Source organism: Actinomycetota bacterium, from assembly GCA_035697485.1.
Classification (GTDB): domain Bacteria; phylum Actinomycetota; class UBA4738; order UBA4738; family HRBIN12; genus JAOUEA01.
The window spans coordinates 42,431-67,531 of sequence record DASSCU010000043.1; the positions used below are offsets into that span (position 1 = coordinate 42,431).

A 25,101-nucleotide genomic window follows, 5' to 3' on the forward strand; every position below is an offset into this window, starting at 1 on the left:
CAACCGGTTCAGAGGCCGTCCGAGCGCGTCGATAACGCCATCGACGGTGAACCCGCGCGATCACACGCCCAACCCCGACCGCGAGCGGTCGACGAGCCGGCACGACCTCACGGTCGTGCTGGGCGCCGTCGCGCTGTTCGCGATCGGGGTCGCCACCGGCGCGTTCCAGGTGATCCACGAATCCCTCGAGACCAGGGCACGAGGACTCGCCGACGCAGCCTTCGGGGTCCTCATCGTCGGCTGCTGGGCGGGCGGCGTGATCGCGCTGCTGCACCGTCGCCATGCGCGGGTCGAGCAGTCTCGGCGAACCGAGAGCGAGGCGAAGTACCAGGCCATGGTCGAGCAGGTGCCCGCAGTGGCCTACACGTGGGATCCGGCGCACGAGCCCGGCACCGTTCCGGCCACCTACATCAGCCCCCAGATCGAGCGCCTGCTCGGCTTCACGACACAGCAATGGATCGAAGATCCCGAGCTGTGGGGCCGCCAGGTCCACGATGGCGACCTCGACCGCGTGCTCTCGGCCTGGCACGAGGCGGTCGAGGCGGGCGATCGGTTCTCGGTGGAGTACCGCATCCGCACCGCGACCGGCGAGGAGCTGTGGGTCCGCGACGAGGCGAGCCCGTCTCACGGTCGGGACGGGACGCGATACCGCGGGGTGCTCTACGACGTCACGTCGGAGCACGAAACACAGCAGGCGCTCCGCGCCCTGGAGGAGCGGTTCCGGCGACTCGTCGAGCAGACACCGGGCATCACCTACATCGAGGACGCGGCGACCGAGGAGACCCTCTACATCAGCCCGCAGGTCGAAGACGTCTACGGGTACACGCCTGAGGAGTGGATGGCCGACGCCGGGCTCTGGGCGCGTTCGCTGCACCCCGACGACCGGGCGTGGGTCGTGGCGGACAACGCCGCCGACACCGAAGGTGTGTGGAGCGTGGACTACCGGTCCGTCACCAGGGACGGTCACACGATCTGGGTGCACAACGAGGCCGTGTTGATCCGCGACGACGGCGGCGCGCCGCTCTTCTGGCAGGGGCTCGTGCTCGACATCACCGAGCGCAAGGAGGCCGAGGCAAGGCTGCGCGAGGCCGAGGAACGGTACCGCCGGCTCGTCGAGCAGCTGCCGGCGGTGGTCTACATCGACGCGGTCGACGAGTTGGCGACCGCGCGATACGTCAGTCCGCAGTACCAGCGCCTCACCGGATACACGCCCGCCGAACGGATGGCCGACCCCGCGATGTGGATGAGGATGATCCACCCCGACGACCGCGAGCGCGTGGTCGCGGAGTCCAACCGCACGAACGAGACGGGAGAGGCCTACGACATCGAGCATCGTATCGTCCGCAAGGACGGGCGGGTCGTCTGGGTGCACGACCACGCCTTCCTGGTCCGTTCGGCCGATGGCGACGACGTGTGGCAGGGCGTGCTCACCGACATCACCGATCGCAAGCTCACGGAGGACGCCCTGACCACGAGGGACCGCATCCTCGAGGCGGCGGGGTACGCGGCGGAGCGCTTCCTGCGCGCGCCCTCGTGGCGGGATTGCATCGACGACGTGCTCGCCCGGCTCGGTCTCGCCGGTTCGGCCACGCGGGCGGCGGTGTTCGAGAACCTCGACCGGCCCTTCGGCCCGCACGCGTCGCTGCGGCACGCATGGGTCGCCGACGACGCACCCACCGCCATCGACCGCCCGTCGTCCGGATCCCACCCCTACGGGGAGGGCCACGCCCGTTGGGTCGAGACGCTGGGCGCCGGCGATGCGATCCACGGTCCGGTGGCAGACCTCCCCGAGCCCGAACGAAGGACGCTCGCCGACGCCGGCATCCGGTCCACGATCGTCATGCCGGTGCACGTGCAGGGCGAGTGGTGGGGATACATCTGCTTCGACGAGAGCGACGAGGATCGGGCCTGGCAGCCCGCCGAGGTCGACGCGATCCGGGTGGTCGCCAACACCCTCGGTGCCGCGATCGAGCGGGAACAGGGCGCCCGGCGCCTCGGCGAGGCCGAGGAGCGCTATCGAGCGATCGTGGAGCACGTCCCGGCCGCGATCTACCTCGACCGGGCCGACCGCTCGATGCACACGATCTATGTCAGCCCCCAGGTCGAGGAGATCACTGGGTTCACGCCCCAGGAATGGATCGACGAACCCGACCTGTGGCTGACGATCATGGCGCCGGAAGACCGTCCCGAGGCGGAGCGCACCTACCTCGCGTCGGTGACGTCGAAGCAACCATGGAAGGCCGAGTACCGGGTCAACACGCGCGATGGCCGCACGATCTGGTTGCACGACGAGACCACGTTCGTCACCGACGCGGACGGAGAACCACTCTTCCTTCAGGGGGTGCTCATGGACATCACCGAGCGGAAGCTCGCGGAGCAGGCCCTGCGGGACTCGGAGCGCCGCGAGCGCGACGCCGCCGAGCGGCTCCGCGCCCTCGACGAGATGAAGAACACGTTCCTCGCGGCAGTTTCGCACGAGCTCCGGAGCCCGCTCACGTCGATCCTGGGGCTGTCGCTGACCCTCGAGCGCGCCCCCGGGATGACCCCGAACGACCGTGAGGACCTGCTCGTGCGCCTCGCGTTCAATGCGCGCAAGCTCGACCGGCTGCTGAAGGATCTGCTCGACATCGACCGACTCAACCGCGGGATCGTCGAGCCCCAGTACCGGACGGTCGACGTCGCAGCCCTCACGCGTCGGAGCGTCGAAAGCCTCGACACGACCGCGGGCCGCGTGATCGAGTTCGACACACCGCCGCTCGTGCTCACGATCGACCCCCCCAAGCTCGAGCGCATCGTCGAGAACCTGGTCGCCAACGCGGTGCGGCACACCCCGACGACCAGCCGCATCTGGGTCCGACTGGAGCCGGTCGAGGGAGGGGCCCTGCTCAGCGTCGAGGACGACGGTCCAGGCGTACCCGCCGAGCTCCGCGACGCCGTCTTCGAGCCGTTCCGTCAGGGGCCCACGGCGACGCCACACTCACCCGGGACCGGGATCGGCCTTTCCCTCGTCGCTCGCTTCGCGGAGCTGCACAGCGGGCGTGCGTGGGTCGACGAACGCCCCGGCGGCGGTGCCGCGTTCCGCGTCCTCCTGCCGTCGGCTCCCGGCACCGGCCCGATGCCGGACCCCTGCCCCGACGAGGACGCCGCCGACACGCAGACGGCCGACGCGGTCTGACCCCCGCGCTAACCGTCGTCGGGCCGGTCGGCGTCGAGGTCGGGCTCGTCGACGAGGCGCTTGCGGACCGCCGCCACCAGCCCTTCCCCTCGCGCCCTCGCACGGCGCCGCTGCTCGTCCATCGCCTGCCTCGCTTCTTCGGGGTCGATCTCCCGCGTGAGGTCCGCCTCGATCACGTCGTGCCGGTCGAGCGCGCTCGAGACCACGGCCTGCACGATCGCGGCGACGGGCAGCGCGATGAGCGCCCCGATCAACCCGGCGATGCTGGCTCCGGCGATCGCGCACCCGAACGCGACCGCGGCGTGCAGCTCCATCGTCTTCGCCGTGATGCGCGGGCTGAGCACGTAGTTCTCGAGCTGCTGGTACAGGGTGAAGAACACGAGCAGGATCAACGCCTTCCACGGGCTCTCGACGACGGTGACGAGGAGCGGCAAGGCCATCGCGATGTAGGTGCCCACGGTCGGGATGAACTGGGAGACGAGCCCCATCCATAGCGAGAGCGGAACGGCGAAGGGGATCTCGAGGACCGACAGCACGATGAAGGTCGCCACACCGGAGACGAGGGCGAGCAAGAGCCGGGAGTACAGGTACGCCCCGGTCTTCTCGATCGCGACCTCCCAGATCCACAGCACGTGCTGCTGGCGGGCGGGCGGCAGGACCGAGAGCACCGTGCGGCGGAAGCGCGGCCCGTCGGCGGTGAAGTAGAACGTGAACAGCCCAACCGTCAGGAGCATGAAGATCGCGCCGACCAGCGACGACGCGAACCCGAAGACGTTGCCGGCGATGTTGGTCGCGAACCCCGCGAGGTTGGAGTCGGCGTTCTTGAGTTGATCCTCGATCGTGGCCTGCGAGATCTCGACGTTGAACCACCGCTCGGTGTATCCGCTGACGTTCGTCAGGATGTCCGGCGCCGCGTCGATCAAGGCTCGCAGTTGGTCGACGACCAACGGGATCATCATCCCGACCATCACGATCGAGACGACCGCGATCGCGAACAGGATGGCACCCGTCGCCAGGCCCCGACGCCAGCCCCGCCGTGCGAGCCAGTCGACCGCCGGCTCGAGCGCGAACGACGCGAACAGGGCCACGAGCACCCAGGTGAGCAGGCTGGAGAGCTGGCGCAACAGCGACGTCGCCGTCATCGCGACCAGCCACACCGCGAAGATGACCCCGAGGAGCGTGAGGATCCATCGCCAGGAGGGCGGTTGGATCGTCACCGGGATCGGCCGGCGCTCCTCGGGCTCGGACGAGCCGTCGCCGGACCTCGGCTCCTGACCAGCGTTCATCGATCCTCCAGCTCCACCGCGACTGCTCCTCGCGCGGAGGATACCCCCGATGCGGGGCTACACTCGGACGACATGCAGCAGCGCGATCACAACCCTCGCGACCGCAGGTTGCACCTGCCGATCGTGTCGGTGTCGAACGGTGAGGCCCCGGCCGGCGTGAACACCCGCGGCGAGCGCAAGCCGGCCTGGCTCAAGGTGCGCCTCCGGAGCGGTCCCAACGCCTCGGAGCTGCGGACGATCATGCGGGGGCTCGACCTGCACACCGTCTGCGAGGAAGCGATGTGCCCGAACATCCATGAGTGCTGGGAGGACCGCGAGGCCACGTTCCTGATCCTCGGCGATCGGTGCACGCGTCGATGCGGGTTCTGCGACGTGATGACGGCCAGGCCTGCGGAGGTCGACGCGGACGAGCCCACACGCATCGCGGAGGCCGTCGCGCGGATGGGTCTGCGCTTCGTCGTGCTCACCGGCGTCGCCCGGGACGACCTCCCCGACGGGGGTGCCGCGATCTGGGCGGAGACGGTGCTTCGGGTCAAGGAGGCGATGCCCGACGCCGGTGTCGAAGTGCTGCCGAGCGATTTCAAGGGCGGGGAACGCGACATCACCACGGTGCTCGATGCGGGGCCCGACGTGTTCGCGCACAACCTCGAGACCGTGCGTCGCTTGCACGATCGCATCCGTCCCGCGTTCGGCTACGACCGATCGCTCGAGGTGCTCCGCATCGCGAAGCGGGTGCGACCCGGCCAGGTCACGAAGTCGAACCTGATCCTTGGCATGGGTGAGCGGCCCGACGAAGTGGCCGAGGCGATGCACGACCTCGTGGGCGCCGGATGCGACATCCTCACGATGGGCCAGTACCTGCAGCCCACCCCGCACCATCTGCCGGTCGACCGATGGGTGCACCCCGACGAGTTCGTGTCGCACGCACGGAAGGGTGAGGCCATGGGCATCGCCCACGTGGAGGCGGGTCCACTCGTGCGCTCGAGCTACCACGCCGGGGCTCAGTACCGGCGAGCGCTCGAGCGCGGGCTCGTGACCACCGGAGGCTGACCGCAGCCCAACGGCGGACGTGGAGGAGCCGGCCTGTAAGCCGGATCCTGTGCGCGGGACTCTGGCCCCGCCGGCGACCATCTCTCTCGACGACGCCGGAAACGTCGCCGCCGGGCCGTTCTCCGGCCCGGTGCGGCCTACCCGGCAGCTCGGACGGGCCGTCCTCGAACGCTGCCTGCTCGGCCTTGCTCCGGGTGGGGGTTGCCAGCCGCGACGGTCGCCCGCCGCGCTGGTGCGCTCTTACCGCACCGTTTCACCCTTGCCTGGAACGGCTCGCGCCGCCCCAGGCGGTCTGCTCTCTGTTGCCCTGTCCGCGAGGTCGCCCCCGCCTGGCTCTCGCCAGCACCCTGCCCTTCGGAGTCCGGACTTTCCTCGAGCGATCGAGATCGCCCGCGGCCGCCCGGCCGGCTCCTCCACGACCGAGGATACCCTCGCCGTAGACTGCGGGCCTGACGATGCGACGGCCGATCGCCCTCCTCATGCTCGGGTCAGTGCTGGTGGCGGCCTGTTCGAGCTCGCCCGATGGACCGGCAGACCCGGTACCGGCCGCCGAGTTACGCGGCACGCCCGCCCTGCTCCAGGCCCAGGTCCGGGGGGCGACACTCGGATTCGTCGAGGCTTATCGCGCCACGGTGATCGGGGGCGACGACCTGGAGGCGATCGCGGCCACGCCCTTGATGCGCCGGTTCGCGTACTGGCTCGGCGTCACGAACGCCGCGTTCCCCGGAGAGATCACCGCCACGTCCGTCGTGAGCGCCGTCGGGCCCGCGACCGTGGTGGGTGCGAACGACCGCGTGCTCGAGGTCGAACTCGCCGCTCAGGTCGATGTCGCCGCGCAACCGACCGACGGCGGCGACCCGCTCGAGTTCACCGTGCCGCTCGACGGGCCGGTCCGTTTCGCTGCGACCGAGCCGGGCGCCTGGCGGGTGATCGATTTCGTCCGGTTCGGGGTGCCCGTGAGCGGGGCGTTCGTGCCGCTCGACCTCCCCTACGAGCGGCCGGGCGTCCGGATCACGCTCGATTCCTTCGGGGGCGTCCCGACGTGGAGCTTCTTCGTGCGAGTCGCGGCGACCGGCCCCAAGGTGCTCAGCCTCTCCGAATCGGACGTCACCCTCGTCGGCCCCGACGGGAGGGTGGTCGGAGAGGCGATCGAGGTCTCTGCTCCCCTGCTCGAGGTCGCTCCCGGCGGTCGCATCGACGGTGCCCTGTCGTTCGAGCCGCTCGACGACGTCCGGGAGGTTTCTCTGCGCATCGACTTCGACGGCGCCGACGACCCGGAACCACTCGAGATCCCGCTCCGCACGCTCGTGCAGGCCGACGCCGCCGCCTGAACCCGCCCGTTCAGCGGGCCGCGAGCCAGTCGTCGACTCCCTGGTTCGCGAGTCGATCTGCTTCGGCGTTCCGCTCACGACGCACGTGCTCGAACTCGATCGAGTCGAACGCCGCGGCGAGCTCACGCACCCGCCGATGCAGGGGCTGGAGGTGCGGCGACTTCACCCGGTACCGGCCGGTGAGCTGGTTGATCAGGAGCTGGGAGTCCGATCGCAACAGCACCGCGGATGCGCCGAGCTCGCGGGCCCGTTCCAGACCCCGGATCACGGCCGTGTACTCGGCGACGTTGTTCGTGGCCTCGCCGAGACCTTCGGCCACCTCTGCCAGCACGACCCCGCTCGGGTCGGTGATCTGCGCACCTGCGCCCGCCGGGCCAGGGTTCCCACGGGAGGCCCCGTCGCAGGCGACGATCACACGACCAGGATGCGCCGGCAGTGCTCACACCTCCTGATGCCCTCGGCGCGCTTCACTCGGTCCAGCTCCACAGCCGAGAGCTGTTCGTGGCAGGCCTGGCACACTCCATCGACGAGCGCCGCCGCCCCGATGCCTTTCTTCAGCCGCCGCAGGTCCTCGTAGAGCTCGAGCACGTCGGGCTCGATCTCGGGAGCGATCGCCTCGCGCTCCGCGCCGCGCGCGGCGAGATCGGCATCGACGCGAGCGAACTCCTCCTCGGCCGCGCCGGCGGCCTCCTCCGCCTCGGTCCGTCGCGTGGTCATCTCGCGCTCGGCGACCGCCGCGTCGGCCTCGAGCTGTTCGCGGAGCTCCATCAGGGCTAGCAGCTCGTCCTCGCGATCGGATCGGCGCTTGCGGATGCTCGCGATCTCGTGCTGCAGCGCCTCGAGCTCCTTGGCGTTCACGATCGACCCGTCGTACATACGCGTCTGCTCGGCCTGCTCCTTCTGCGTCATCGAGTCGATCTCGTGTTCGAAGCGCATCTGGTCGCGCCCGAGCTCATCGAGTCGCAGGCGGAGCTCCCCGAGCCGGGCCTCCGCGGCATCGGCCGTCACACGCACCGCGGCGAGCTCGGTACCCTGCTCGAGCGTCCGGCGACGCGCGCGCAACCGGTCGATCGCGGTGTCGGCGTCCTGGAGAGCGAGCAGGCGGGGGGTCGTCATGGCACGCGAAGACTAGCCGATGCCGGCTGCGAGCCTCGAGGCATCGACCGAGCATCCCAGCGGGTGGATCGACACCGGCGGCCCGCCTCGCCGCCGGTGTCGGCCCTACGGAGGAAACTCGACGCTCTCGAACGACGAGTTCGTCGCCTGTCCCAGGAACGCCACTGCCGCCACGACCACCATCGCGATCAATGCCAGCATCAACGCGTATTCCACGGCGGTCGCGCCCCGGTCCTCCAGCACCCGGTCGCGGATCGCCGCTCGCCAGACCTGGGCTTGCGAATACAGCCGCAGGATCATGCGGGAGCTCCCTTCATGTCGGGCGGTCGTGGGGCCGGCCCAATCGCCGGTCAACCCCGCGGCCGTCTATGAGTCGGTATCGGCTCCGAGGACCTTCGTATTGAGTGCCGGGTAGGCTTCCTTCGTGCAGGCCGAAGTGGGCGGACGGGTCGCGCTGGTCACCGGGGCGGGAAGCCCGACCGGGATCGGATTCGCGTGCGCCACCGTGCTCGCCCGTGAGGGCGCCGCCGTCGCGGTCACCTCGACGACCGATCGGATCGAGGTGCGGGCGGGTGAGCTGCACGAGATGGGCGCCGAGGCCGCAGGCTTCGTGGCCGACCTCACCGACCGTGAGCAGGCTCGAGCGATGATCGATGCGGTGCTCGAGCTGTTCGGTCGCATCGACATCGTGGTGAACAACGCGGGCATGGTGAACGTCGGCATGCAGGGCCAGGCCACCGGAGCGTTCTCCGAGATGGACGATGCGAGCTGGGACCTCGACCTAACGCTCAACCTGCAGACCGCCTACAACGTCACGCGCCCGGTCGTGCCCGGCATGGTCGAACGAGGGCGGGGCCGCATCGTGATGGTCTCGTCCGCGACCGGCCCGGTCGCCGCGATCGCCGGATCGGTCGGGTACGGAGCGGCGAAGGCAGGCATGGACGGACTGATGCGCGGCCTTGCGCTCGAACTGGGGCCTTCCGGCATCACCGTGAACTCCATCGCTCCGGGCTGGATCGCGACGGGCTCCCAGACGCCCGACGAAGCCGTCGCCGGGCGGCACACACCGCTCGGCCGTTCGGGCCGCCCCGACGAGGTGGCCGAAGTCGTTGCGTTCCTCGCGAGCGAACGCGCGAGCTACCTCACCGGTCAGTCGATCGTGGTCGACGGGGGTAACACGATCCAGGAGATGAAGGGCCCGTAGCGCCCGGATGTTCCGCTTCCTGCTGCGTCCGCGCTGGATCGGACTGACGCTGTTCGCGGTCGTCGTCGTCGGGGTGTGCGTGCGGCTCGGGCTCTGGCAGCTCGACCGTCTCGAGGGGCGGCGCGATTTCAACGACCGGTACGCTTCCGGGCTCGCGAGGGCTCCGCGCCCGCTCGAGGACCTGCTCCGCGACGGAGGCGCGCTCGCCTATCGACGGGCGATCGCGATCGGTCGTTACGACACTGAGCACGAGGTGATCCTCTACGGTCGTTCCCTCGACGGCCAGGCAGGCAACCATGTGCTGACTCCGCTCGTGCTCGCCGACGGCCGAGCCGTCGTCGTCGATCGTGGATGGGTGCCGTTCGAGATGGACGAACCGCCCGTCGCCGGCGCCGCTCCGCCCGGCGAGACGGATGTCGAGGTCGAAGGGACGCTGTTCGCTCCGCAGCCCGGCGGAGCAGGAGAGATCCAGGCCGGCATGGATCGGGTGACCACGATGCGGTCGGTCGACGTCGACGCGATCGCCCGCGACGTGTCGTACGACCTGGTGCCCTGGTTCCTGCAGTTGCGATCGCAGACCCCGGGCGGCGGTGATCTCCCCGTGCCTGCGCCGCTCCCGGAGCTCGACGACGGTCCGCACCTGAGCTACGCGTTCCAGTGGTTCGCGTTCGCGACGATCGCGGCCGTCGGCTACGTGATCCTGGTGCGGCACGAGGTTGCAGACCGAAGCGCCACAGCCTCAGGGTCCGGCGTCGGGCCCGGCTGAGCGACCGCCGAGCTCGCGATCCAGGATCAAGAGTGCCGGACCGCTCTCACCCGCGAGCCTCAGCGACTCGACGATCTGGGAGACCGTGGCCTCTTCTTCCACCTGCTCGGTCGCGAACCAATCGAGGAAGGCGGCCGTGGCTCGATCTGCACCGTCGTAGAGTCCGTCGATCGATGCCGTGATCATGCGCTCGTGCGCGAGCGACGCCTCGAACACCTCCAGGGGCGATCCGGATCCGACGGGCGGGGCCTCGAGGGACCCGAGCGTCACCGCCCCGCCACGGTCGAGGATGAAGTCGAAGAACCTCATCGCGTGCTCCTGCTCCTCGGCAGCCTGGGCGCGCATCCACGTCGAGAAGCCGGGGAAGCCGCCAGCCTCGAAGTGCGCGGCCATCTGCAGGTACAGGTAGGACGACGCGAACTCCCTCCGCATCTGCTCGTTCAGCCGGGTTTCGAGATCGGGTGTCAGCACCGCGACATGCTACCCAGCGGGGTGTCAACGCGCGTCGAGCTTTCGGCCTTTGCCCCCGCCGTTCGACCGCGCGTTCGCTCCGCGAGCGGCCTGCCGCTACGCCATCTGGTTCCGCATGCTCTCCGCGGCCATCGCGAAGTAGTCGTCGAGCGCCTGCGCGACGTCTGTGGGTGGATCGAGCGCATCGACCGCCTCCCGCATGTGCGCGAGCCACCGATCACGCTCCTCGCCCCCGATCGAGAAGGGCGCGTGCCGCATGCGAAGCCGTGGGTGCCCTCGCTCGTCGCTGTAGTCAGTCGGGCCGCCCCAATACTGCGCCAGGAAGAGCGTCAGCCGGCGACGGGCCGGGGCGAGGTCGTCGGGCTCGGGATACAGACGCAGCAGCACCGGGTCGCCGGCGACACCCTCGTAGAAGCGATCGACCAGGGCCTCGAAGAACGGCATGCCGCCGACGGTCTCGTACAGGGTCTGCTGTTCGCTCACGACGACGAGTCTACGGACCGCGAACCGCTCACCAGAGGAACGGCCAGAATCGCCGTCGGACGCGGGAACGGTACGACCCGTACTCCGCGTAGTGCTCGACGAGCCACGCCTCCTCGCGGCGGCGCTTCCCCTCGAACAGCAAGACGAGCAGCGCCGTCGGGATCAACGCAAGGGGCGAAGAGAGCAACGAGACGCCGAGCACCAGCAGCAACACCCCTCCGTAGATCGGATGGCGCACGAACGCGTACACGCCGACCTCGCGGAACGCCGCGTCGTCACGAGGACGCGGCAGCGGGGTGAGGGCCGATCCGAGCGCACGGGATCCGGCCAGCGACAGGGCCGCCCCGGCCAGGACGCCGGCAAGACCGGCCACCGTGGTCAACGTCCGGATCTCACTCGGCCACGGCGGACCCCGCCAGCCAGCACCGAGGACGGCCACGAACAACGCCAGCTGGAGCGCGACCCAACCCTCACCTCTCGATCCGAGATCTGGGAGCCGAGATCCGTCGCCTCGTCGGGACATCCCCGATCCAGCTAGGGAGACGGTGAAGGGTCTGCCGTCGGGTCGGGCGATGGAGAGTCGCTGGGATCGGGCGGTGGAGGGTCGGTCGTCGGGTCCGGATCGGGCGGTGGAGGGTCGGGGGAAGGGTCGGGTGTCGGCGACGGATCACCGCCGCCGGTGCCTCCGCCGCCGCCGGTGCCTCCTCCGCCGCCGAGGCCTCCTCCGCCGCCGGTGCCTCCTCCGCCGCCGGTGCCTCCGGCGGTGCCTCCTCCGCCGGTTCCACCGCCCGCGGTCCCACCCATGCCTCCGCCGCCTGCAGAGGGAGATGGCGCGATCTCGCCGTCGGTGCCGATGGAAGCGACCTCACGCACGCGCGCGGGGCGACCGGACGGCACCGAATACTCGAGGCTGGCGCTCGGGGGCTGCATCCCGGGCTCCTCGGCCGGAACGATCACGTCGCCCTCATCGGTGAGGTCGACGCCTGCGGCGGAGTTCGCCGCTTCGCGGGCCGTCGGCCACACCGCGATCCCGGCGATCGCCACGACGAAGACCGCCGCGACCGAGACGCCGACTCTGAGGGTGTGCTGGAGCGCATGACGCTTCCACGTCGCACGGGCGATCGCGTACACGATCAGGCCGCCCACGGCGACGAGCAACGCGAAGGTGACCGCGTCGGCGAGGATATTGAGGTCTGTCGTCGACATGTCTGCCTCATGCCGGCTGCGGGGGGAAGCCGCCCTGGGTCGGGTCGGCTGATGACGGCCGCAGACCTGACCTTGTTCTACCCCCTGGGGACCGAGACGACAACGTCATTCCCCAATAATCTCAGGCGAAAAAGCGCTTATCTGGGTATCATCGGTCCCCCGTCCGTCGAGCCCGACGGCGGTCCGGCAGCGAAGGGAACCGTCCAGCGGATCTGGTCGGCCGCGTGTGCGCGACACCCAGTTCCTGAGCATCGGGGCTCACGTCGCATTCGAGGGACGCGTCAGCACCGTGCGGTCCTCCGAGGACAACGCGCTGATGCGATCGATGCCAACATCCCGGAGCGGGACGGACATTGGCGGTCGACGGAGGCGGTTCGCTCCATCCCGCGCTGATGGGTGACGTGATCGCCTCGCTGCCCGTCGAGAACGGGTGGGAAGGGATCGTCATCCACATCACGGCACGGCGGCGAACTCGGTGACATCGAGGATCCATCCTCCCGCCGCCGCGTTCGTGACCACCTGCTCGGCGGAGGTCGCGCCTGCGATCACCGAGGCGACCGGGCGGTGGGCCAGGATCCAGCCGAACGCGAGCTCGAGCAGGGTGTGGTCGCGATCCGTCGCGAACGCCTCGAGTGCCTCGATCCGATCGAACCGTTCGTGGGTCATCGCCTCCGCCCGCTCCTGGTCGTCGAACCACGTGTCGAGCCTCGAACCCACAGCCACACGCGTTCCGCGCCGGTACTTGCCCGTCAGCAACCCGTTCGCCAGCGGGTAGTACGGGAGGTACGCGATGCCGAGGCGTCCGGCTTCGTCGAGCCCGTCGTCGATATCGGCTCGGTCGAGCAGGTTCAGCTCGTTCTGCACGCACGCGAACCGCGCACCCGCGCCCGCCGCCCGGTCGGCCGCTCGGAGCTGCGCCGCCGAGAAGTTCGAACAACCGATCTCGCGCACCTTGCCTTCGCGCACGAGCGCGTCGAGCTCACCCAGGGTCTCCCCGATCGGTGTCTCGTCGCGTGGCTCGTGAAGCTGGTAGAGATCGATGCGATCGGTACCGAGACGTCGCAGACTCGCCTCGAGTGAGGCGCGGACGTAGGCGGGTGATGCCCCCCGGCGAGACCGGGCCTCCCGGGCTTGCCGAACTTCGATGCGAGGACGACTCGGTCGCGACGGCCCCGCAGCGCCCGACCGAGGAACGCTTCACTCTCCGTGTCGCCGTAGATGTCGGCCGAGTCGAACAACGTGATCCCCACGTCGATCGCCGCATCGACGACCTCGCGGGTCCGGGCCTCGTCGATGCTCCAGCCGAAGTTGTTGCACCCGAGCCCCACGACAGAGACCTCGAGCGACCCGATCGAGCGTGTCCGCACGACGCGGAGGTTACCCCGACCGCATCGAACGCACGCAGAGGGCTCGCATCACGCGTGGCATCTCGAAAGACCGGCGTCGAGCCGATCCCCGGAATCGGCATCGATGAAGCGCCATCGGTAGGCTCCCGGGCGCAACGCGAGATCCAGCACCCCCCAGTTGTCGTTGCCGGTGATCCGCTTCTGCGAGCCGGACTTCCTCGAGCTGAACGACCGTGTCTCGACCCCGCCCATCCCGACCACGAACTCTCGGATGCCGTCGGCCGCGACCCTCCCGGACGGTCGCTTCCTCGCGAATCGTTCGTAGTCGTGGTCGTGCCCGTTCAGGATCACGTCGACACCGTTCGCATAAGCGGTGCGCCACCAGGCGGCGACGCCCTGCTGATTCCCGTTCTGGCCCGAGCTCCACCGCGGGTGGTGGAAGAAGAGGAGCTCGCACCGGCGGTCGTCGCTCGAGAGCACGGTGGCGAGGCGGGTCCGCTGGCGCGCGATGCGGACGTTGGAATCCAGGGAGACGACGAGCCAGCTCCCGAGCACGAACGACCGGACCCTCCCTGCCTGCACGTGGAAGTAGGACTCGTATCCGGCAGCGCCCCGCGTCATCCAGTCGTGGTTGCCCGGGCTCGGCCTGGTGATGCTCCGGAACCGTCCCCACGTGGGCTCGTAGTATCGGTTGAATTGGCTCCCCGTTCCGTCGGGGTAGGCGTGATCGCCGACCGTGAGCACGAAGTCGGGGTCGAGGGCGATCACTCGATCGGCGGTCTGGGTGTCGCCGGAACCGCTCGACCCGATGTCCCCGGCGACGACCACGTGCACGGCCTCGGCGGGCGTGACCGTGGCCAGGGTGAACGTCACCGACAGCGCGAACGTCACGATCCTCGCCATGCGCACCTCCTCACCGCCATGCCGTTGACAGGGTCCTGCTCCAAGGATAGGAGGAGGCTCCATCGAGAGGAGGGCCAGATGCACCGGAACCTCGCATCGTTGTTGGTACTCGCGAGCCTCGTGATCGGCGCCTTCGCGTTCTCGGCGGTCGCCGACGTGCGCGGAGGCGGCCAGTCGCTCGCACAACGGGTGACCGCGCTCGAGGCGAGCGCGGAGCGTCAGCGCCGGGCGATCGACGGCCTGCGTGAAGAGAACCGCCAGCAGGATCGAACGATCCAGCGACTCCTCCGCTTCCGCACCTCGGCCAACGAGCGCATCGCGGTGCTCGAGCGGCGCACCTCGAGGCTCAGCGGGCGAGGCGTGTACTCCGGTCCGGTCGACAACGGACAGGTCCGGCTCGGGGCCGACCCGGCCGACTGCGCCGGTGCGGTCGCGGAGTGGAACGCGGCCGGCACGTCGCTCGGCTGCGTCCCGCCCCCTGCGTAGACACTACGGCCCCGGACGCGAGGCGGGGGCGGACGTCGCGAACGCTCGCGACGTCCGCCCCCGGGCGGCCTTCCCTCGCAGGTACCGAACTCAGCCCTGGTTGAGCGCGTCCTCCGGAGTCATCGGGTCGCCGGTCTCCAGCAGCGACTTGAGATCGCTGAGCACCCATGCCCAACCGCCGCCGGCGCCCACCTCTTCCAGGCCGCCGGACAGCAGGGTCGCGAGACCGGGCGCGCCGTCGAGCTCGTGGGTCAGCGTCAGCTTCGTCACGCCACCCTTCCCCTCGGCGATGTCGTAGGTGAGCCTCGTGAACCCCTCGGCTTCCATCTGGGGGTCCATCACCATGCGCCAGGTCTGCACGAGCCGGTTCGGCGGGTCGGCCTCGATCACCTCGCCGTCGATCGCGACGTCGGGGGCTCCGGTCTGCCGCATCGCCTCGCTCGTATAGGCGATGTACTTCCCGCCTGGGCGCAGGTCGTAGTCGACCGTACCGCCGTAGCCGTATCGGGCCGTCCAGGCCGGGTCGGTGATCGCCTGCCAGATGCGCTCGGGTGAGGCCTTGATGTACACGCGGTACACCTGGGTGGTGACCGCCGTCTCGGTGCTTGTCGTCATGCCGTTCCCTCCCCTTCCAGCTCGTGCTTGAGCTCCGCGAGCGCCGACACCCGGCGCTCCGTGTACTTGTCGATCCACCGGTCGTGGATCAGCCGGACCGGCACCGGGTTGAGGAAGTGCAGCTTCTCCCGGCCCTGCCGGTGCGTGACGACGAGGCCGGCATCCTCGAGCACCCGCAGATGCTTCATGACCCCGAAGCGCGACATCTCGAGCTCGGACTCGAGCTGCGTCAGCGTGCGGCCGTCACGCTCGAACAGCAGGTCGAGCAGGAAGCGTCGCGTCGGGTCTGCGAGCGCCTTGAACACACGGTCGTCGTCGTTCACGGGTCGCAGCATAGGTGACCATATGGTCACATGTCAAGCGGGAGCAGCCAGTCGCGTAATGTTCGCGGCATGCTCGAGTCACCGATCCGGCCGGCATCGCCGTGAGCATCTCGAGAGCACAGCGATCGCTCGCGCTGAGGCCAGGCGAGGGGGCCCCGGTCGCGCTCATCGTCGCGATCTCGTTCTTCGTCGCGGCCGGGCTGATGATCGGCCAGAGCGGCATCGAGGCATTGTTCTTCGATCGGTACGGGGTCGATCGTCTGCCCGTGATGTACCTCGTCTTGGGAGGGACGATGTTCCTCGCGACCCTCGGGTTCGGATGGCTCGTCGTCCGCCTCGGGCGGGGCGGGGCCTGCATCGTGATCCCGATCTCGGTCGCGGCGTTCGCGCTCGCGGGAAGGGCGGCGATCGCGGCCGATGTCGCATGGATCACGCAGGCGCTGTGGCTCCTGCAAGGGGTGGGCTACTTCGTTCTCGGGCTGACGGTTTGGGGGTTGGCAGGCATCGTCACCGACACCCGTCAGGCCAAACGCTTCTTCCCGTTGATCGGCGCCGGAAGCGTGCTCGGATACGTGATCGGCGGGCTCGTGACGAAGCCGCTCGCGACGTGGCTCGGCACTCCCAACCTGCTGCTCGTCTGGGTCGCGACCCTCGTCGGCGCCGTCGGGCTGAGCACCGTACTCCTCGCTCGGGCGAACCGGCAGGCCGTGGGCACCGATCGCCGCCCCGACGCGACCGGGCAGCTGACCGTCGGCCTTCGGTACGTGGCTCGCTCCACCCTGATGCGATGGCTCGCCCTCGGGTCGATCCTGTTCTCCCTATTGTTCTTCTCTCTCTACCTGCCGTTCTCGCGCGCGGCGACCGACCGGTTCCCGAACCCCGATGACCTGGCCGGGTTCTTCGGTCTGTTCTTCGGCGTGTCGACAGGCGTCGCGTTCGTGCTGTCGCTGTTCGTGACGAACCGAGCGTTGGCCCGGTTCGGGGTGCCGACGGTGCTGCTCGTGCTGCCGCTGCTCTACGTCGTGGCGTTCGGGGTGCTCGCGATCGAGGACGGCTTCGCCACCCTCATGGTCTTCAGGTTCGCGCAGGTCGCATGGCTCCAGGGCGGCGCTTCGAGCACCACCGAGGCCGTGATCAACACGGTGCCGCCCGATCGACGTGATCAGACCAGGGCGTTCATCTACGGCGGGCCGACGCAGGTCGGCACGATCCTCGCCGGCGTGATCGCGCTCGTCGGCGAACGCGCCCTCGCTCCTCGCGTGCTCTACCTCATCGGTCTGACCGCGGCGGTGCTCGCGACGATCGCGATGATCGGCGTCCGCCGGGCTTACCCCAGGGAACTCGTGCAGGCGCTCCGTGAAGGCCGGCCCCGCGTGTTCGGTGCCGACCAGTACGGATCGGTCGCGCCCGAGCCTTTCGGACTGGCGCGGGCGGATGCCTCTGCCCTCGAGGTCGCCGTCGGGGGGCTCGGAGATCCCGACGCGCGCGTGCGCCGGGTCGCGGCGACCGTGCTCGGGGATCTGGACGCTCCGGTCGCTCGGGATGCCCTCGTCGGTGCGCTCGACGACGGCGACGACGCTGTGCGCGCGGACGCCCTCCGCTCGCTCGCCCGCTCCGGCGCGATCGAGGCCGTCCCCGACATCCTTCGACGGACGACCGATCGGGCACCGGCGGTGCGGGTCGCGACGGCCCACGCCCTGCGCACGCTCGGCGTACCGCCGGAAGCCGCATCCCATGCAGCGGCGCCCCTCATGCACGACCCCGACCCGTTCGTGCGAGTGAGCGCCGCCGCGGCGCTCGCCGCCCTCGACGACCATCGGGCCGCGACGATCACGCTGATCGAGCTCGCCGGGTCGGTCGATGACGACGTACGGATCGCCGCGTTCCGAGAGATGCGGGGGCTCGGGTCGAAGGTCACGCTCGATGTCGTGCTCGGCGGCATGCAGGACGACGCTCCGCTCGTGCGAGCCGAAGCCGCCCGTGTGTGCGCGGAGCTCGCCCGAATCAACACCGACGCCGAGGGCGCCCGCGCTCTCGACGCGTTGGTTTCGGCCGCGTGCGATCGACAGCGCGTGGTGCGGGAGGCCGCGCGCGACGGACTCGCCACGATCGGCGAGCCAGCGGTCGATCCGCTCATGCGCTCCTTGGACGCACGCAACCTGCGAGCGGGCGCGCTGGCCGCGCTCGAGCGGCTTCCCGTGGGGAACCGTGCCGACCAACTCCGCGCCTTCGCAGCCTCGACCGTGCAGGAGGCCGTGGAGCGGCACGGAGTGGGCACAGCGCTCGAGGACGACGGTGGCGAGGCCGTCCGCCTGCTCAAGGATTCGCTGCTCTTCCTGTCCGAGCGCGACGCGGTGCTCGGCCTTCGAGCCGCCGCGCTGATCGATGGCGGTGCGCAGATGCGCGTCGCGCTCGAGAACCTCTCGGCGACCGACCCAGGTCAGCGGGCCAACGCCCTCGAGGTGATCGAGAGCGTGGCAGAGCGTGACATCGTGCGACCCCTGCTGACGATCTGGGAGGGCACCCCGGCGCGCCTCGAACTCCAGACCGTGCAGCAACGACTGGAACACGACCCCGACGATTGGATCAGAGCGTGCGTCGCGCTGGCGGCACGCTCGCGAGGAGGAACGATGACCGAGACCCTGTCCACGCTCTCGACGATGGAACGTGTGCTCTTCCTGCGGAAGGTGCCGCTGTTCTCGGCGCTCCCGCCGCCCGACCTGGAGCCGATCGCCTCGGTCGCCCGGGAACAGGCCTTCGCGGACGGCGACACGATCGCCGAGCAAGGCGAGCCCGGTGAAGCGATGTTCATCATCGTGAGTGGCGACGTCGCGGTGACCTCGGGCCGCGGCGAGGAGCGGAGGGTGCTCGCCACTCGTTCGCAGGGCGACGTCGTGGGCGAGATGGCCGTGATCACGAGCGAGCCCCGCATCGCCGATCTCGTCTGCGATGGGCCCGTCCGCGTGCTGTCGATCGATCGGCCGCGCTTCGAGGCGATCCTGCGAGAACGGCCCGAGACCTCCCTCGGCGTGATCCGCGTGCTGTGTCAGCGATTGGCAGAGGGTGGGGACGAAGGCCGGTTTGACGTTGCCGACGGCACCGGGACCACGACAGCGTCGACGGGGTGACCTTTCAGCGACAGGCTCCTGCGTTCGAGCCCGTCGAGATCGATCCCCGAAGCGGCTGCGGCGGCATCGGTGACCAGGATCTCGCCCGGCCCCGCTTGGGCGGCGACGTGGGCGGCGACGTTGATCGCATCTCCCAAGGCCGTGAAGTCGCTCGTTGCCCCGCTCGAGACCACCCCGACGAACGCCGTGCCCGTATGCACCCCCGCACCGAGGGGCAGCCACGGGCCGTCGTCGTCTCCGTGCCCAGTCGCGACCAGCAGGTGCTCCGCCGCGCGCACCGCCGCGGCGGCGTGATCCTCACCCGCCGTGAGCGGCATGAAGAAGCCTACGACCTCGTCCCCAACGAACTTCTCCACGATCGCGTCGTGAGCGAGGAGCGCGTCTGTCGCGACCCTGTAGAAGCGCTGCATCAGGTGCGCGAACTCCATCGTGCCGATCTGCCTCGCGATGTCGCTCGAGCTCCGCACGTCGGCGAACAGGAAGGAGAGTTCGATCTCCGCGCCGCTGACGTCCTTCGTCGACAACCACGTCACGCATCGCGAACAGAGGTTGGGGTTCTTCGCCCACGGGGTGAAGCCGAACGGCCCCAGGAGAAGCGGCCCCACGCCCGCGAACGGGACCGAGCACAGCCTGCACCGGGGTCCCTTGGGCAGGAGGCGGAACACGAAGTGCCCGAAGTGCGCGGACGGATGTGACCCGTCGAGGTAGGCGCGCCATTCGTCCTCGGCGGTCGCGTACCTCGGCATCCTCTCAGCTCCCCGCCGTGCCGGAATCGGTGGGCTGCCAACGGAGGGTGACGACCCGTACGGGGTCGGCGATGCCTCTCAGCGAGACCGCGCGCTCACGCTCAACGGGGAAGGGCATCGGCTCGCTCTCGACGGTGCTGCACGTCACGACGATCTCACTCGACTCCGCCAACGCGCCGACTCGAGCCGCCTGATGCACACCGATACCCGCGTAGTCGTCGCCGAGCACGGTGGCCTCCGCCGCGTGCAGTCCGATCCGGACCTGCGGTGCGAACCCGTGGAGGCGGCGATGCTCAGCCAGCGTGCGCTGGATCGCCACCGCACAGGTCGCCGCATCGTCCGCGGCGCTGAACGCGGCGAAGTAGCCGTCGCCGGTCGTGTGAACGACCGCACCCCCATGTCGCTCGATGAGCGTGCTCAGGGTCTCGTTGTGCCAGCGCATGATGCCTTCCCACGCCTCGTCGCCGATCGTCTCGAGCAGATCCGTCGATCCGACGATATCCGTGAACATGAACGTCCGCCCGACCCGCCGCCCCTGGGCCTTCTCCCCCGACCTGATCAGGTCGAGGCAGCGCTGTGCCTCGAGTGCGGCGCCGAGTTGGTCGAACGTAGCGTGCGCAGCTCGGAGCTCCAGCATCGCCGACGCCTCATCGCCGTCCAGCCGGTGCGCGTTCGCCAGGCATCGGCGGGCCCCGGCGGTCTCGAACGGCAGGTCGGCCTCCGTCCACAATCTGATGGCCAGGCGGAGTTCCTTGATGGCCCCGCCGGCATCGCCTTCGAACGTGAGGACGCTTCCCAGGGCCTGGTGCGCGCTCGCCTGCCATACGGCCGCGTCGTAGCTCTGGGCGATCGTGCCGAGCTCCTCAGCCGCTGAACGCGCCTCTGCCGCATGGTGGGATGCGAGCGCGATCTCGACCGCCGCGGGGAGCAACCGGGCTCTTGCGACGGCCATCGGCTGTTCCGCGAGCGCTCCTCGGATCGACGAACGCGCCGCCACGAACTGCCCGCGTGCGAGCTGCAACAACGCCAGGCCCGGTTGGGCATCGTTGCCACGTTGGTGGGCCATGGCGAATGCTTCGTCCGCAGCGTCGAGGTCGCCCATACGCAGACGGATCTCCCCGATCTCGCGGAATCCGACGGCGGATACGGGGAGTTCGCCGAACGCCGTCAGCTCTCGGACGGCTCGTCGCGCCTCGCTCTCGGCCTCGGCGAACGCGCCTCGCAACCGCATGATCTCGGCCTGCCGCACACGGCAATGGCCGGGGAATCCGTTGATCGACTGGCGCTCGCACCATCGCTTCGTCGCTTCCGTCCATTCGCCCGCCCGACGATAATCGGCGAGATCGATGCACGCGACGATCGTGAAGCAGTAGACGATCCCGGTCGCGATCGGCGTGAGCTCGCCGGCGACCGCGGCGACCGTGGCCTCGTCGATCAGGTCCATGCCATCCTTGACGTGGGCTTGGCCGATGTGAGCCATGCCTTGGCACATCAACCCGAACGCCTGCAGGTCCGGGTCGCCGTAGCGCGTGCCGATATCAAGCATCGCCGTCGCGTGCTGCATCATCTCCTCGAAGCTCTCGCTGCTGCGAGCCTTCGCCAGCTCGAGGTAGCCGTGCTCCACCCCCTCGGACTGAGCCGCGAGCAGTCGCGCAGCACGGCGGAACCAGCCTGCCGCCTGCGCGGAACCCAATCGGTCTCCCCAACGATCGGCCAGCTGCAGCGCGACGTACGCGGCGCGCCGCTCGTTCCCTTCGTGGTTGTACGCGGCGAATGCCTGCTCGAGCGCATCGATGCATCGGGCGGGATTGGCCGTCCACCACGCCGCCTCCGCCAACAGCTCCAATTCCTCGCCGGTGAGCGAGCCTTCCGCGGATGCGTCCGCGAACGCCTCGTACGCGTCCTGCCAGGCGTGGTCCTCAAGCGCCTGACGTGCGCGACCCAGCGTGCTGGCATCCATCCCGCGGTCCTCCGAGCTTCGATGTTGCCACGACGGTCCGCCACCGGGAAGCGACCTTGTGGCGAGCGGCACGACCGGCGAGACTGCCCACGTGACGCTCCCCGAGACCCAGTACACGCTCGCTCCCGACGGCGTGCACATCGCCTATCAGGTCTCGGGCTCCGGCGACATCGACCTCCTGCTGATGCACGGCACCGTGTCGCACCTCGAGATCGCCTGGGAGGACCCCAAGCTTCGGCGCCTGTACGAGCGGCTGGGCGAGTTCTCGCGCCTGATCCGCTTCGACCGCCGGGGCATGGGCATGTCGGATCCGCTGGACCGCTTACCGACCTTCGACGAGCAGGTCGGTGACTTCCTCACGGTGATGGACGAGGTGCAGGCGGAGCGACCCGCCGTGATGGGCACCACCGATGCCGGCATGCTCGCGCTGGCGTTCGTCGCCGAACACATCGATCGGGTCTCCGCGGCGGTCGCGTTCGAGACCGCTCCCCGCCTCGTGCCCTCCGAGGACGACGACTTCGGCGTGGACCCGGAGATGCTCGCACGGATGGCGAACGCGAGCGTCGTGATCGACATCGACACCCACATCGGGATCGTGGCGCCGGCGCGCAGGGACGAGCCGGGCTTCAGGTCATGGTTCCGCCGGTACAACCGCTCGGCCTCCAGCGGCATCCGCATCGACGAGTTCATCAGGGAGAACACGCACTGGGACATCCGCGAGCTCTTGCCCTCGATCGACGTCCCCGTGCTGGTCATGAACCGCAGCCAGAACACGATCCTGCCGATGCGGAACGCGCACGCACTGGTCGCGGCGCTCCCGAACGCCCGGCTCGCCGAGATCGACGGGACCGGCACGGCGATCTTCGCGGACGACGTCGAGGACATCGCCGACGAGATCGAAGCGTTCCTGACGGGCACACGGCCGCCGCCCAGGCGCGACCGGGTGCTCGCGACCGTGCTCTTCACCGACGTGGTGGACTCCACGCGGCTCGCGGCCGAGCTCGGCGATCAGCGCTGGCGGGAGATGCTCGAGCGCCACCACCGGTTGCTCCGTGCCGAGCTCGACCGCTTCGGCGGGCACGAGGTGCACACGGCCGGAGACGGGTTCCTCGCGACGTTCGACTCACCCCGACACGCCATCCTGTGCGCACGGGCAGCAGCCGCCGCGCTCGGCTCTCTCGGCCTCGAGATCCGCGCAGGAGTCCACACGGGGGAGGTCGAGCGTTCCGACGGCGATGTGCAGGGCCTCGCGGTGCACATCGGCGCTCGCATCTCGGCCATGGCGGGCGCCGGCCAGGTCTTCGTCTCGTCGACGGTGACGGAACTCGTCGTGGGCTCGGGTCTGGAGTTCCTCGACCGCGGCGAGCACGAGTTGAAGGGCGTGCCCGGCCAGTGGCACGTGTACGAGGTGGCCTGACATGCGCGAGGTGACGATCGGCGCCGCTCCCCTCGAGATCGAGGATCTGCTCGCGATCGCGCGAGGCGCCAGGGTCGAGCTCGACGACGATGCGCGCTCGACGATCGCGTCGAGCCGGGCGGTCATCGACCGGATGCTCGAGAGCGACCAGCCCGTCTACGGCCTGAATACGGGCGTGGGACACATGAAAGACGTCGTCCTCCCCGACCAGGCACTGCGAAGCGGCCAGGTGACGCTGCTGATGACGCACGCCGGGGGGACCGGCCCGCCCCTGTCCGCCGAGCGGGTGCGTGGCTCGATGGCCGTGCGGCTGAACGGCATCGCTCGAGGAGGAGCTGGAGCGAGCCCCCGGGTGGCCGAGGTGCTCGTCGCGATGCTGAACGCCGGCGTCCATCCGGTCGTGCCGTCCCGCGGTTCGGTCGGTGCCGGCGACCTCGGCCAGATGGCCAGCATCGGACAGGTCATGATCGGCCGCGGCCTTGCCGAGCTCGGCGGCGACGTGCACGCAGGCTCGGACGCGATGCGGCAGGCCGGCGTCGAGCCGTTGCGTCTCGAGCCCAAGGACGGACTCACGATCGTGTCGTCGAACGCGGTCTCGATCGCCGAGGCAGCGATCGTGATCGAGCGGGCGCAGCGAGTCGCCGAACGCGCGGACGTGGTGGCGGCGCTCTCGCTCGAGGCGACGAGCGGCAATCCGTCGGTCGTCCGTCCGGCGGTGGGCCGGGCCAAGCCCTTCCCCGGCCAGATCGCCGCGTGCGCGGGGGTCGATGAGGCGCTCTCGGGGAGTTTCCTGTTCGAGCCCGGTGCTTCGAGGTCGGTGCAGGATCCCTTGTCGTTCCGGGTCATCCCTCAGGTGCACGGTGCTTTCCGCGTCGCGATCGCCGCCGCGCGCAGCGCCGTGCACATCGAGCTGAACGGGCGCGGCGACAATCCACTCGTCTCGATCGAGGACGACGCGATCGTGCACAACGGCAACTTCCACCCGCTCGTGATGGCGATCGCCTTCGATCAGTTGCGCGTCGCGATGACGCACGTGGCCCAGATCAGCGAGCGGCGGATGAGCCACCTGTGGGATCTGTTCTTCGAACGGATCGCCGGGGCGGGCGGGCCGCCGCCGGGCTGGACGCCCCCGCAGATGCTCGGACTGCAGCTGCGCTACCCCGCGGCCGCGACGTACTCCGCGCTGCGACACCTTGCGTCGCCGGCGACCCTGGACACCCCGCCCCTCGACATCGGCGTCGAGGATCACGCCACCGCTGCCCCCCTCGCGGTGCGCATGACCGAAGACGCCCTCGCCCTGCTCGAGGAGATCCTGTCGATCGAGGTGCTGATGGCCAACGACCTGCTCGGCATGGCGACCGACGGATCCGTCGGGCCGGATCGTCCGGTGCCCTCGCTGGGAACCGGGACCGACGCGCTCTCATCGAGCGCTCGCCGGGCGATCGGCGAGCTCGACACCGACCGGTCGACGGCGGACGTTCAGCGTGCCGTCGCGACCGCCATCTTCGGAGCTCGGACGAACGACGAGCCGACCGTCGGGACCTGAGCGCCGACGCTGCTGCGTCGCGGCTGCGCGCCTACGGTTGCTGCCAGGTCACCGACCGGACGTGGATGTAGCAGCCGAACGGCACCTCGATGCGCATCGTGCGGATCGGGCCCATCCAGCGGTAGGACGCGCATCCCTCGGCATCACGCAGGTCGGCCGAGATCGTCGCCGGCCCGATGACACCGCCGACGTCCCTGAGGAACCGGTAGCGGATGAACGCCGCCCCGGTCGCGCCGACCGAGGCCACGCACTTCACGTGCAGCTCGGGACCGTCTTCCGGGAACACCTCGCAGCCGCCCGGATTCCGCACACCAGAATAATCGGCTCCATCGCGGGTGATCGGCCCCGCGGCGAGCGCAGGCGTCGCGATCGCGGCGACGAGGGCGAGGATCAACAGCGTTCGCTTCATCATCGCTTTCCTCCTCCTGTTCGGTGGTCACGCGGCTGACCGTCGAAGCGGGGGGTGAGGCCCGTGGGGACAAGCCTGGGGAAGCCGATGGGAAGCGTGCCGGACCCATCGTTACCCGGTTCTCGTTCTCGACC

24 protein-coding genes, 1 other RNA gene and 1 pseudogene are annotated in these 25,101 nt (G+C 69.8%); 10 read left to right on the top strand and 16 right to left on the bottom strand.

Features of this window, described 5'->3' with window-relative positions; all coding sequences use genetic code 11:
* The first annotated feature begins 46 nt into the window (after window positions 1-46).
* On the top strand, window positions 47-3,175 hold the full coding sequence (locus VFI59_11710) for a PAS domain-containing protein (GenBank protein ID HET6714361.1): 3,129 nt from the start codon (window positions 47-49) through the stop codon (window positions 3,173-3,175).
* Window positions 3,176-3,183: 8 nt separating this feature from the next.
* Here the strand turns inward: VFI59_11710 and VFI59_11715 are convergent, their stop codons facing one another.
* Window positions 3,184-4,461: an AI-2E family transporter gene (locus VFI59_11715; GenBank protein ID HET6714362.1), complete on the bottom strand. Its 1,278-nt coding sequence runs from the start codon at window positions 4,459-4,461 to the stop codon at window positions 3,184-3,186.
* A 72-nt stretch (window positions 4,462-4,533) separates the two neighbouring features.
* Between VFI59_11715 and lipA the strand changes: the two genes are divergently transcribed.
* Window positions 4,534-5,511 carry a lipoyl synthase gene (gene lipA, locus VFI59_11720; GenBank protein HET6714363.1) on the top strand — a complete coding sequence of 326 codons (978 nt, stop codon included), beginning with the start codon at window positions 4,534-4,536 and terminating at the stop codon, window positions 5,509-5,511.
* 20 nt (window positions 5,512-5,531) lie between these two features.
* Here lipA and rnpB read toward each other — a convergent pair.
* An RNA gene (gene rnpB, locus VFI59_11725) (RNase P RNA component class A) lies at window positions 5,532-5,923 on the bottom strand.
* 43 nt (window positions 5,924-5,966) lie between these two features.
* On the opposite strand from rnpB, the gene VFI59_11730 reads away from it, so the two are divergent.
* Window positions 5,967-6,842, top strand: a complete 876-nt coding sequence (locus VFI59_11730; GenBank protein ID HET6714364.1) for a hypothetical protein — start codon at window positions 5,967-5,969, stop codon at window positions 6,840-6,842.
* A gap of 10 nt (window positions 6,843-6,852) precedes the next feature.
* Here VFI59_11730 and VFI59_11735 read toward each other — a convergent pair whose 3' ends face one another.
* The 3 genes from VFI59_11735 to VFI59_11745 all read right to left on the bottom strand — a co-directional run bounded on the left by VFI59_11735 (window position 6,853) and on the right by VFI59_11745 (window position 8,258).
* On the bottom strand, window positions 6,853-7,257 hold the full coding sequence (locus tag VFI59_11735; GenBank protein ID HET6714365.1) for a ribonuclease HI family protein: 405 nt from the start codon (window positions 7,255-7,257) through the stop codon (window positions 6,853-6,855).
* The gene (locus VFI59_11740; protein ID HET6714366.1) at window positions 7,254-7,958 is read right to left on the bottom strand and encodes a C4-type zinc ribbon domain-containing protein; all 705 of its coding nucleotides are present in this window, start codon (window positions 7,956-7,958) and stop codon (window positions 7,254-7,256) included. The genes VFI59_11735 and VFI59_11740 overlap by 4 nt, the downstream gene beginning before the upstream one ends.
* A gap of 105 nt (window positions 7,959-8,063) precedes the next feature.
* Entirely contained in the window at window positions 8,064-8,258 is a 195-nt protein-coding gene (locus tag VFI59_11745; GenBank protein ID HET6714367.1) for a Flp family type IVb pilin, read from the bottom strand.
* A 124-nt stretch (window positions 8,259-8,382) separates the two neighbouring features.
* On the opposite strand from VFI59_11745, the gene VFI59_11750 reads away from it, so the two are divergent.
* Window positions 8,383-9,162 carry an SDR family NAD(P)-dependent oxidoreductase gene (locus VFI59_11750; GenBank protein ID HET6714368.1) on the top strand — a complete coding sequence of 260 codons (780 nt, stop codon included), beginning with the start codon at window positions 8,383-8,385 and terminating at the stop codon, window positions 9,160-9,162.
* Between the two features lie 7 nt (window positions 9,163-9,169).
* Window positions 9,170-9,928 carry an SURF1 family protein gene (locus VFI59_11755; GenBank protein ID HET6714369.1) on the top strand — a complete coding sequence of 253 codons (759 nt, stop codon included), beginning with the start codon at window positions 9,170-9,172 and terminating at the stop codon, window positions 9,926-9,928.
* Here the strand turns inward: VFI59_11755 and VFI59_11760 are convergent.
* The 4 genes from VFI59_11760 to VFI59_11775 form a co-directional block, all read right to left on the bottom strand.
* Entirely contained in the window at window positions 9,902-10,399 is a 498-nt protein-coding gene (locus VFI59_11760; GenBank protein HET6714370.1) for a ferritin, read from the bottom strand. The two genes, VFI59_11755 and VFI59_11760, sit on opposite strands and share 27 nt — an antisense overlap.
* 96 nt (window positions 10,400-10,495) lie before the next feature.
* A complete protein-coding gene (locus tag VFI59_11765; protein ID HET6714371.1) occupies window positions 10,496-10,882 on the bottom strand; it encodes a globin in 387 nt (128 codons plus the stop codon).
* A gap of 28 nt (window positions 10,883-10,910) precedes the next feature.
* Window positions 10,911-11,405 (bottom strand): methyltransferase, encoded by a 495-nt coding sequence (locus VFI59_11770; GenBank protein ID HET6714372.1) that lies wholly within the window; start codon window positions 11,403-11,405, stop codon window positions 10,911-10,913.
* 11 nt (window positions 11,406-11,416) lie between these two features.
* Window positions 11,417-12,088, bottom strand: coding sequence for a hypothetical protein (locus VFI59_11775; protein HET6714373.1), 672 nt, complete (start codon window positions 12,086-12,088; stop codon window positions 11,417-11,419).
* A gap of 353 nt (window positions 12,089-12,441) precedes the next feature.
* On the opposite strand from VFI59_11775, the gene VFI59_11780 reads away from it, so the two are divergent.
* A complete protein-coding gene (locus VFI59_11780; protein ID HET6714374.1) occupies window positions 12,442-12,567 on the top strand; it encodes a hypothetical protein in 126 nt (41 codons plus the stop codon).
* On the opposite strand, the pseudogene VFI59_11785 reads toward VFI59_11780, so the two are convergent.
* Window positions 12,542-13,455, bottom strand: a pseudogene (locus VFI59_11785) (aldo/keto reductase). The gene VFI59_11780 and the pseudogene VFI59_11785 sit on opposite strands and share 26 nt — an antisense overlap.
* Before the next feature lie 48 nt (window positions 13,456-13,503).
* Entirely contained in the window at window positions 13,504-14,337 is an 834-nt protein-coding gene (locus VFI59_11790) for a metallophosphoesterase (protein HET6714375.1), read from the bottom strand.
* A gap of 78 nt (window positions 14,338-14,415) precedes the next feature.
* Between VFI59_11790 and VFI59_11795 the strand changes: the two genes are divergently transcribed.
* Window positions 14,416-14,823 (top strand): hypothetical protein, encoded by a 408-nt coding sequence (locus VFI59_11795; GenBank protein ID HET6714376.1) that lies wholly within the window; start codon window positions 14,416-14,418, stop codon window positions 14,821-14,823.
* Window positions 14,824-14,913: 90 nt separating this feature from the next.
* Here the strand turns inward: VFI59_11795 and VFI59_11800 are convergent, their stop codons facing one another.
* Both VFI59_11800 and VFI59_11805 read right to left on the bottom strand, forming a co-directional pair.
* A complete protein-coding gene (locus VFI59_11800; GenBank protein HET6714377.1) occupies window positions 14,914-15,438 on the bottom strand; it encodes an SRPBCC family protein in 525 nt (174 codons plus the stop codon).
* On the bottom strand, window positions 15,435-15,761 hold the full coding sequence (locus tag VFI59_11805; protein ID HET6714378.1) for a metalloregulator ArsR/SmtB family transcription factor: 327 nt from the start codon (window positions 15,759-15,761) through the stop codon (window positions 15,435-15,437). The genes VFI59_11800 and VFI59_11805 overlap by 4 nt, the downstream gene beginning before the upstream one ends.
* A gap of 101 nt (window positions 15,762-15,862) precedes the next feature.
* Here VFI59_11805 and VFI59_11810 point away from each other — a divergent pair, with 101 nt between their 5' ends.
* On the top strand, window positions 15,863-18,889 hold the full coding sequence (locus tag VFI59_11810; GenBank protein ID HET6714379.1) for an Npt1/Npt2 family nucleotide transporter: 3,027 nt from the start codon (window positions 15,863-15,865) through the stop codon (window positions 18,887-18,889).
* Here the strand turns inward: VFI59_11810 and VFI59_11815 are convergent.
* Both VFI59_11815 and VFI59_11820 read right to left on the bottom strand, forming a co-directional pair.
* Window positions 18,808-19,635, bottom strand: a complete 828-nt coding sequence (locus VFI59_11815; protein ID HET6714380.1) for an adenylate/guanylate cyclase domain-containing protein — start codon at window positions 19,633-19,635, stop codon at window positions 18,808-18,810. The two genes, VFI59_11810 and VFI59_11815, sit on opposite strands and share 82 nt — an antisense overlap.
* A 4-nt stretch (window positions 19,636-19,639) precedes the next feature.
* Window positions 19,640-21,595, bottom strand: coding sequence for an adenylate/guanylate cyclase domain-containing protein (locus VFI59_11820; GenBank protein ID HET6714381.1), 1,956 nt, complete (start codon window positions 21,593-21,595; stop codon window positions 19,640-19,642).
* A gap of 91 nt (window positions 21,596-21,686) precedes the next feature.
* Here VFI59_11820 and VFI59_11825 point away from each other — a divergent pair, with 91 nt between their 5' ends.
* Window positions 21,687-23,012 carry an adenylate/guanylate cyclase domain-containing protein gene (locus VFI59_11825; GenBank protein HET6714382.1) on the top strand — a complete coding sequence of 442 codons (1,326 nt, stop codon included), beginning with the start codon at window positions 21,687-21,689 and terminating at the stop codon, window positions 23,010-23,012.
* A 1-nt stretch (window position 23,013) separates the two neighbouring features.
* Window positions 23,014-24,558 carry an aromatic amino acid ammonia-lyase gene (locus VFI59_11830; protein ID HET6714383.1) on the top strand — a complete coding sequence of 515 codons (1,545 nt, stop codon included), beginning with the start codon at window positions 23,014-23,016 and terminating at the stop codon, window positions 24,556-24,558.
* 31 nt (window positions 24,559-24,589) lie between these two features.
* Here the strand turns inward: VFI59_11830 and VFI59_11835 are convergent, their stop codons facing one another.
* Window positions 24,590-24,970 carry a hypothetical protein gene (locus VFI59_11835; protein HET6714384.1) on the bottom strand — a complete coding sequence of 127 codons (381 nt, stop codon included), beginning with the start codon at window positions 24,968-24,970 and terminating at the stop codon, window positions 24,590-24,592.
* Between the last annotated feature and the right edge of the window lie 131 nt (window positions 24,971-25,101).

Excerpts from the sequence above, each read along its gene's own strand:
- VFI59_11715 (HET6714362.1), bottom strand. The coding sequence starts at position 4,461 with ATGAACGCTGGTCAGGAGCCGAGGTCCGGCGACGGCTCGTCCGAGCCC.
- lipA (HET6714363.1), top strand. The coding sequence starts at position 4,534 with ATGCAGCAGCGCGATCACAACCCTCGCGACCGCAGGTTGCACCTGCCG.
- VFI59_11730 (HET6714364.1), top strand. The coding sequence starts at position 5,967 with ATGCGACGGCCGATCGCCCTCCTCATGCTCGGGTCAGTGCTGGTGGCG.
- VFI59_11740 (HET6714366.1), bottom strand. The coding sequence starts at position 7,958 with ATGACGACCCCCCGCCTGCTCGCTCTCCAGGACGCCGACACCGCGATC.
- VFI59_11745 (HET6714367.1), bottom strand. The coding sequence starts at position 8,258 with ATGATCCTGCGGCTGTATTCGCAAGCCCAGGTCTGGCGAGCGGCGATC.
- VFI59_11755 (HET6714369.1), top strand. The coding sequence starts at position 9,170 with ATGTTCCGCTTCCTGCTGCGTCCGCGCTGGATCGGACTGACGCTGTTC.
- VFI59_11770 (HET6714372.1), bottom strand. The coding sequence starts at position 11,405 with ATGTCCCGACGAGGCGACGGATCTCGGCTCCCAGATCTCGGATCGAGA.
- VFI59_11775 (HET6714373.1), bottom strand. The coding sequence starts at position 12,088 with ATGTCGACGACAGACCTCAATATCCTCGCCGACGCGGTCACCTTCGCG.
- VFI59_11790 (HET6714375.1), bottom strand. The coding sequence starts at position 14,337 with ATGGCGAGGATCGTGACGTTCGCGCTGTCGGTGACGTTCACCCTGGCC.
- VFI59_11795 (HET6714376.1), top strand. The coding sequence starts at position 14,416 with ATGCACCGGAACCTCGCATCGTTGTTGGTACTCGCGAGCCTCGTGATC.
- VFI59_11800 (HET6714377.1), bottom strand. The coding sequence starts at position 15,438 with ATGACGACAAGCACCGAGACGGCGGTCACCACCCAGGTGTACCGCGTG.
- VFI59_11815 (HET6714380.1), bottom strand. The coding sequence starts at position 19,635 with ATGCCGAGGTACGCGACCGCCGAGGACGAATGGCGCGCCTACCTCGAC.
- VFI59_11820 (HET6714381.1), bottom strand. The coding sequence starts at position 21,595 with ATGGATGCCAGCACGCTGGGTCGCGCACGTCAGGCGCTTGAGGACCAC.
- VFI59_11830 (HET6714383.1), top strand. The coding sequence starts at position 23,014 with ATGCGCGAGGTGACGATCGGCGCCGCTCCCCTCGAGATCGAGGATCTG.
- VFI59_11835 (HET6714384.1), bottom strand. The coding sequence starts at position 24,970 with ATGATGAAGCGAACGCTGTTGATCCTCGCCCTCGTCGCCGCGATCGCG.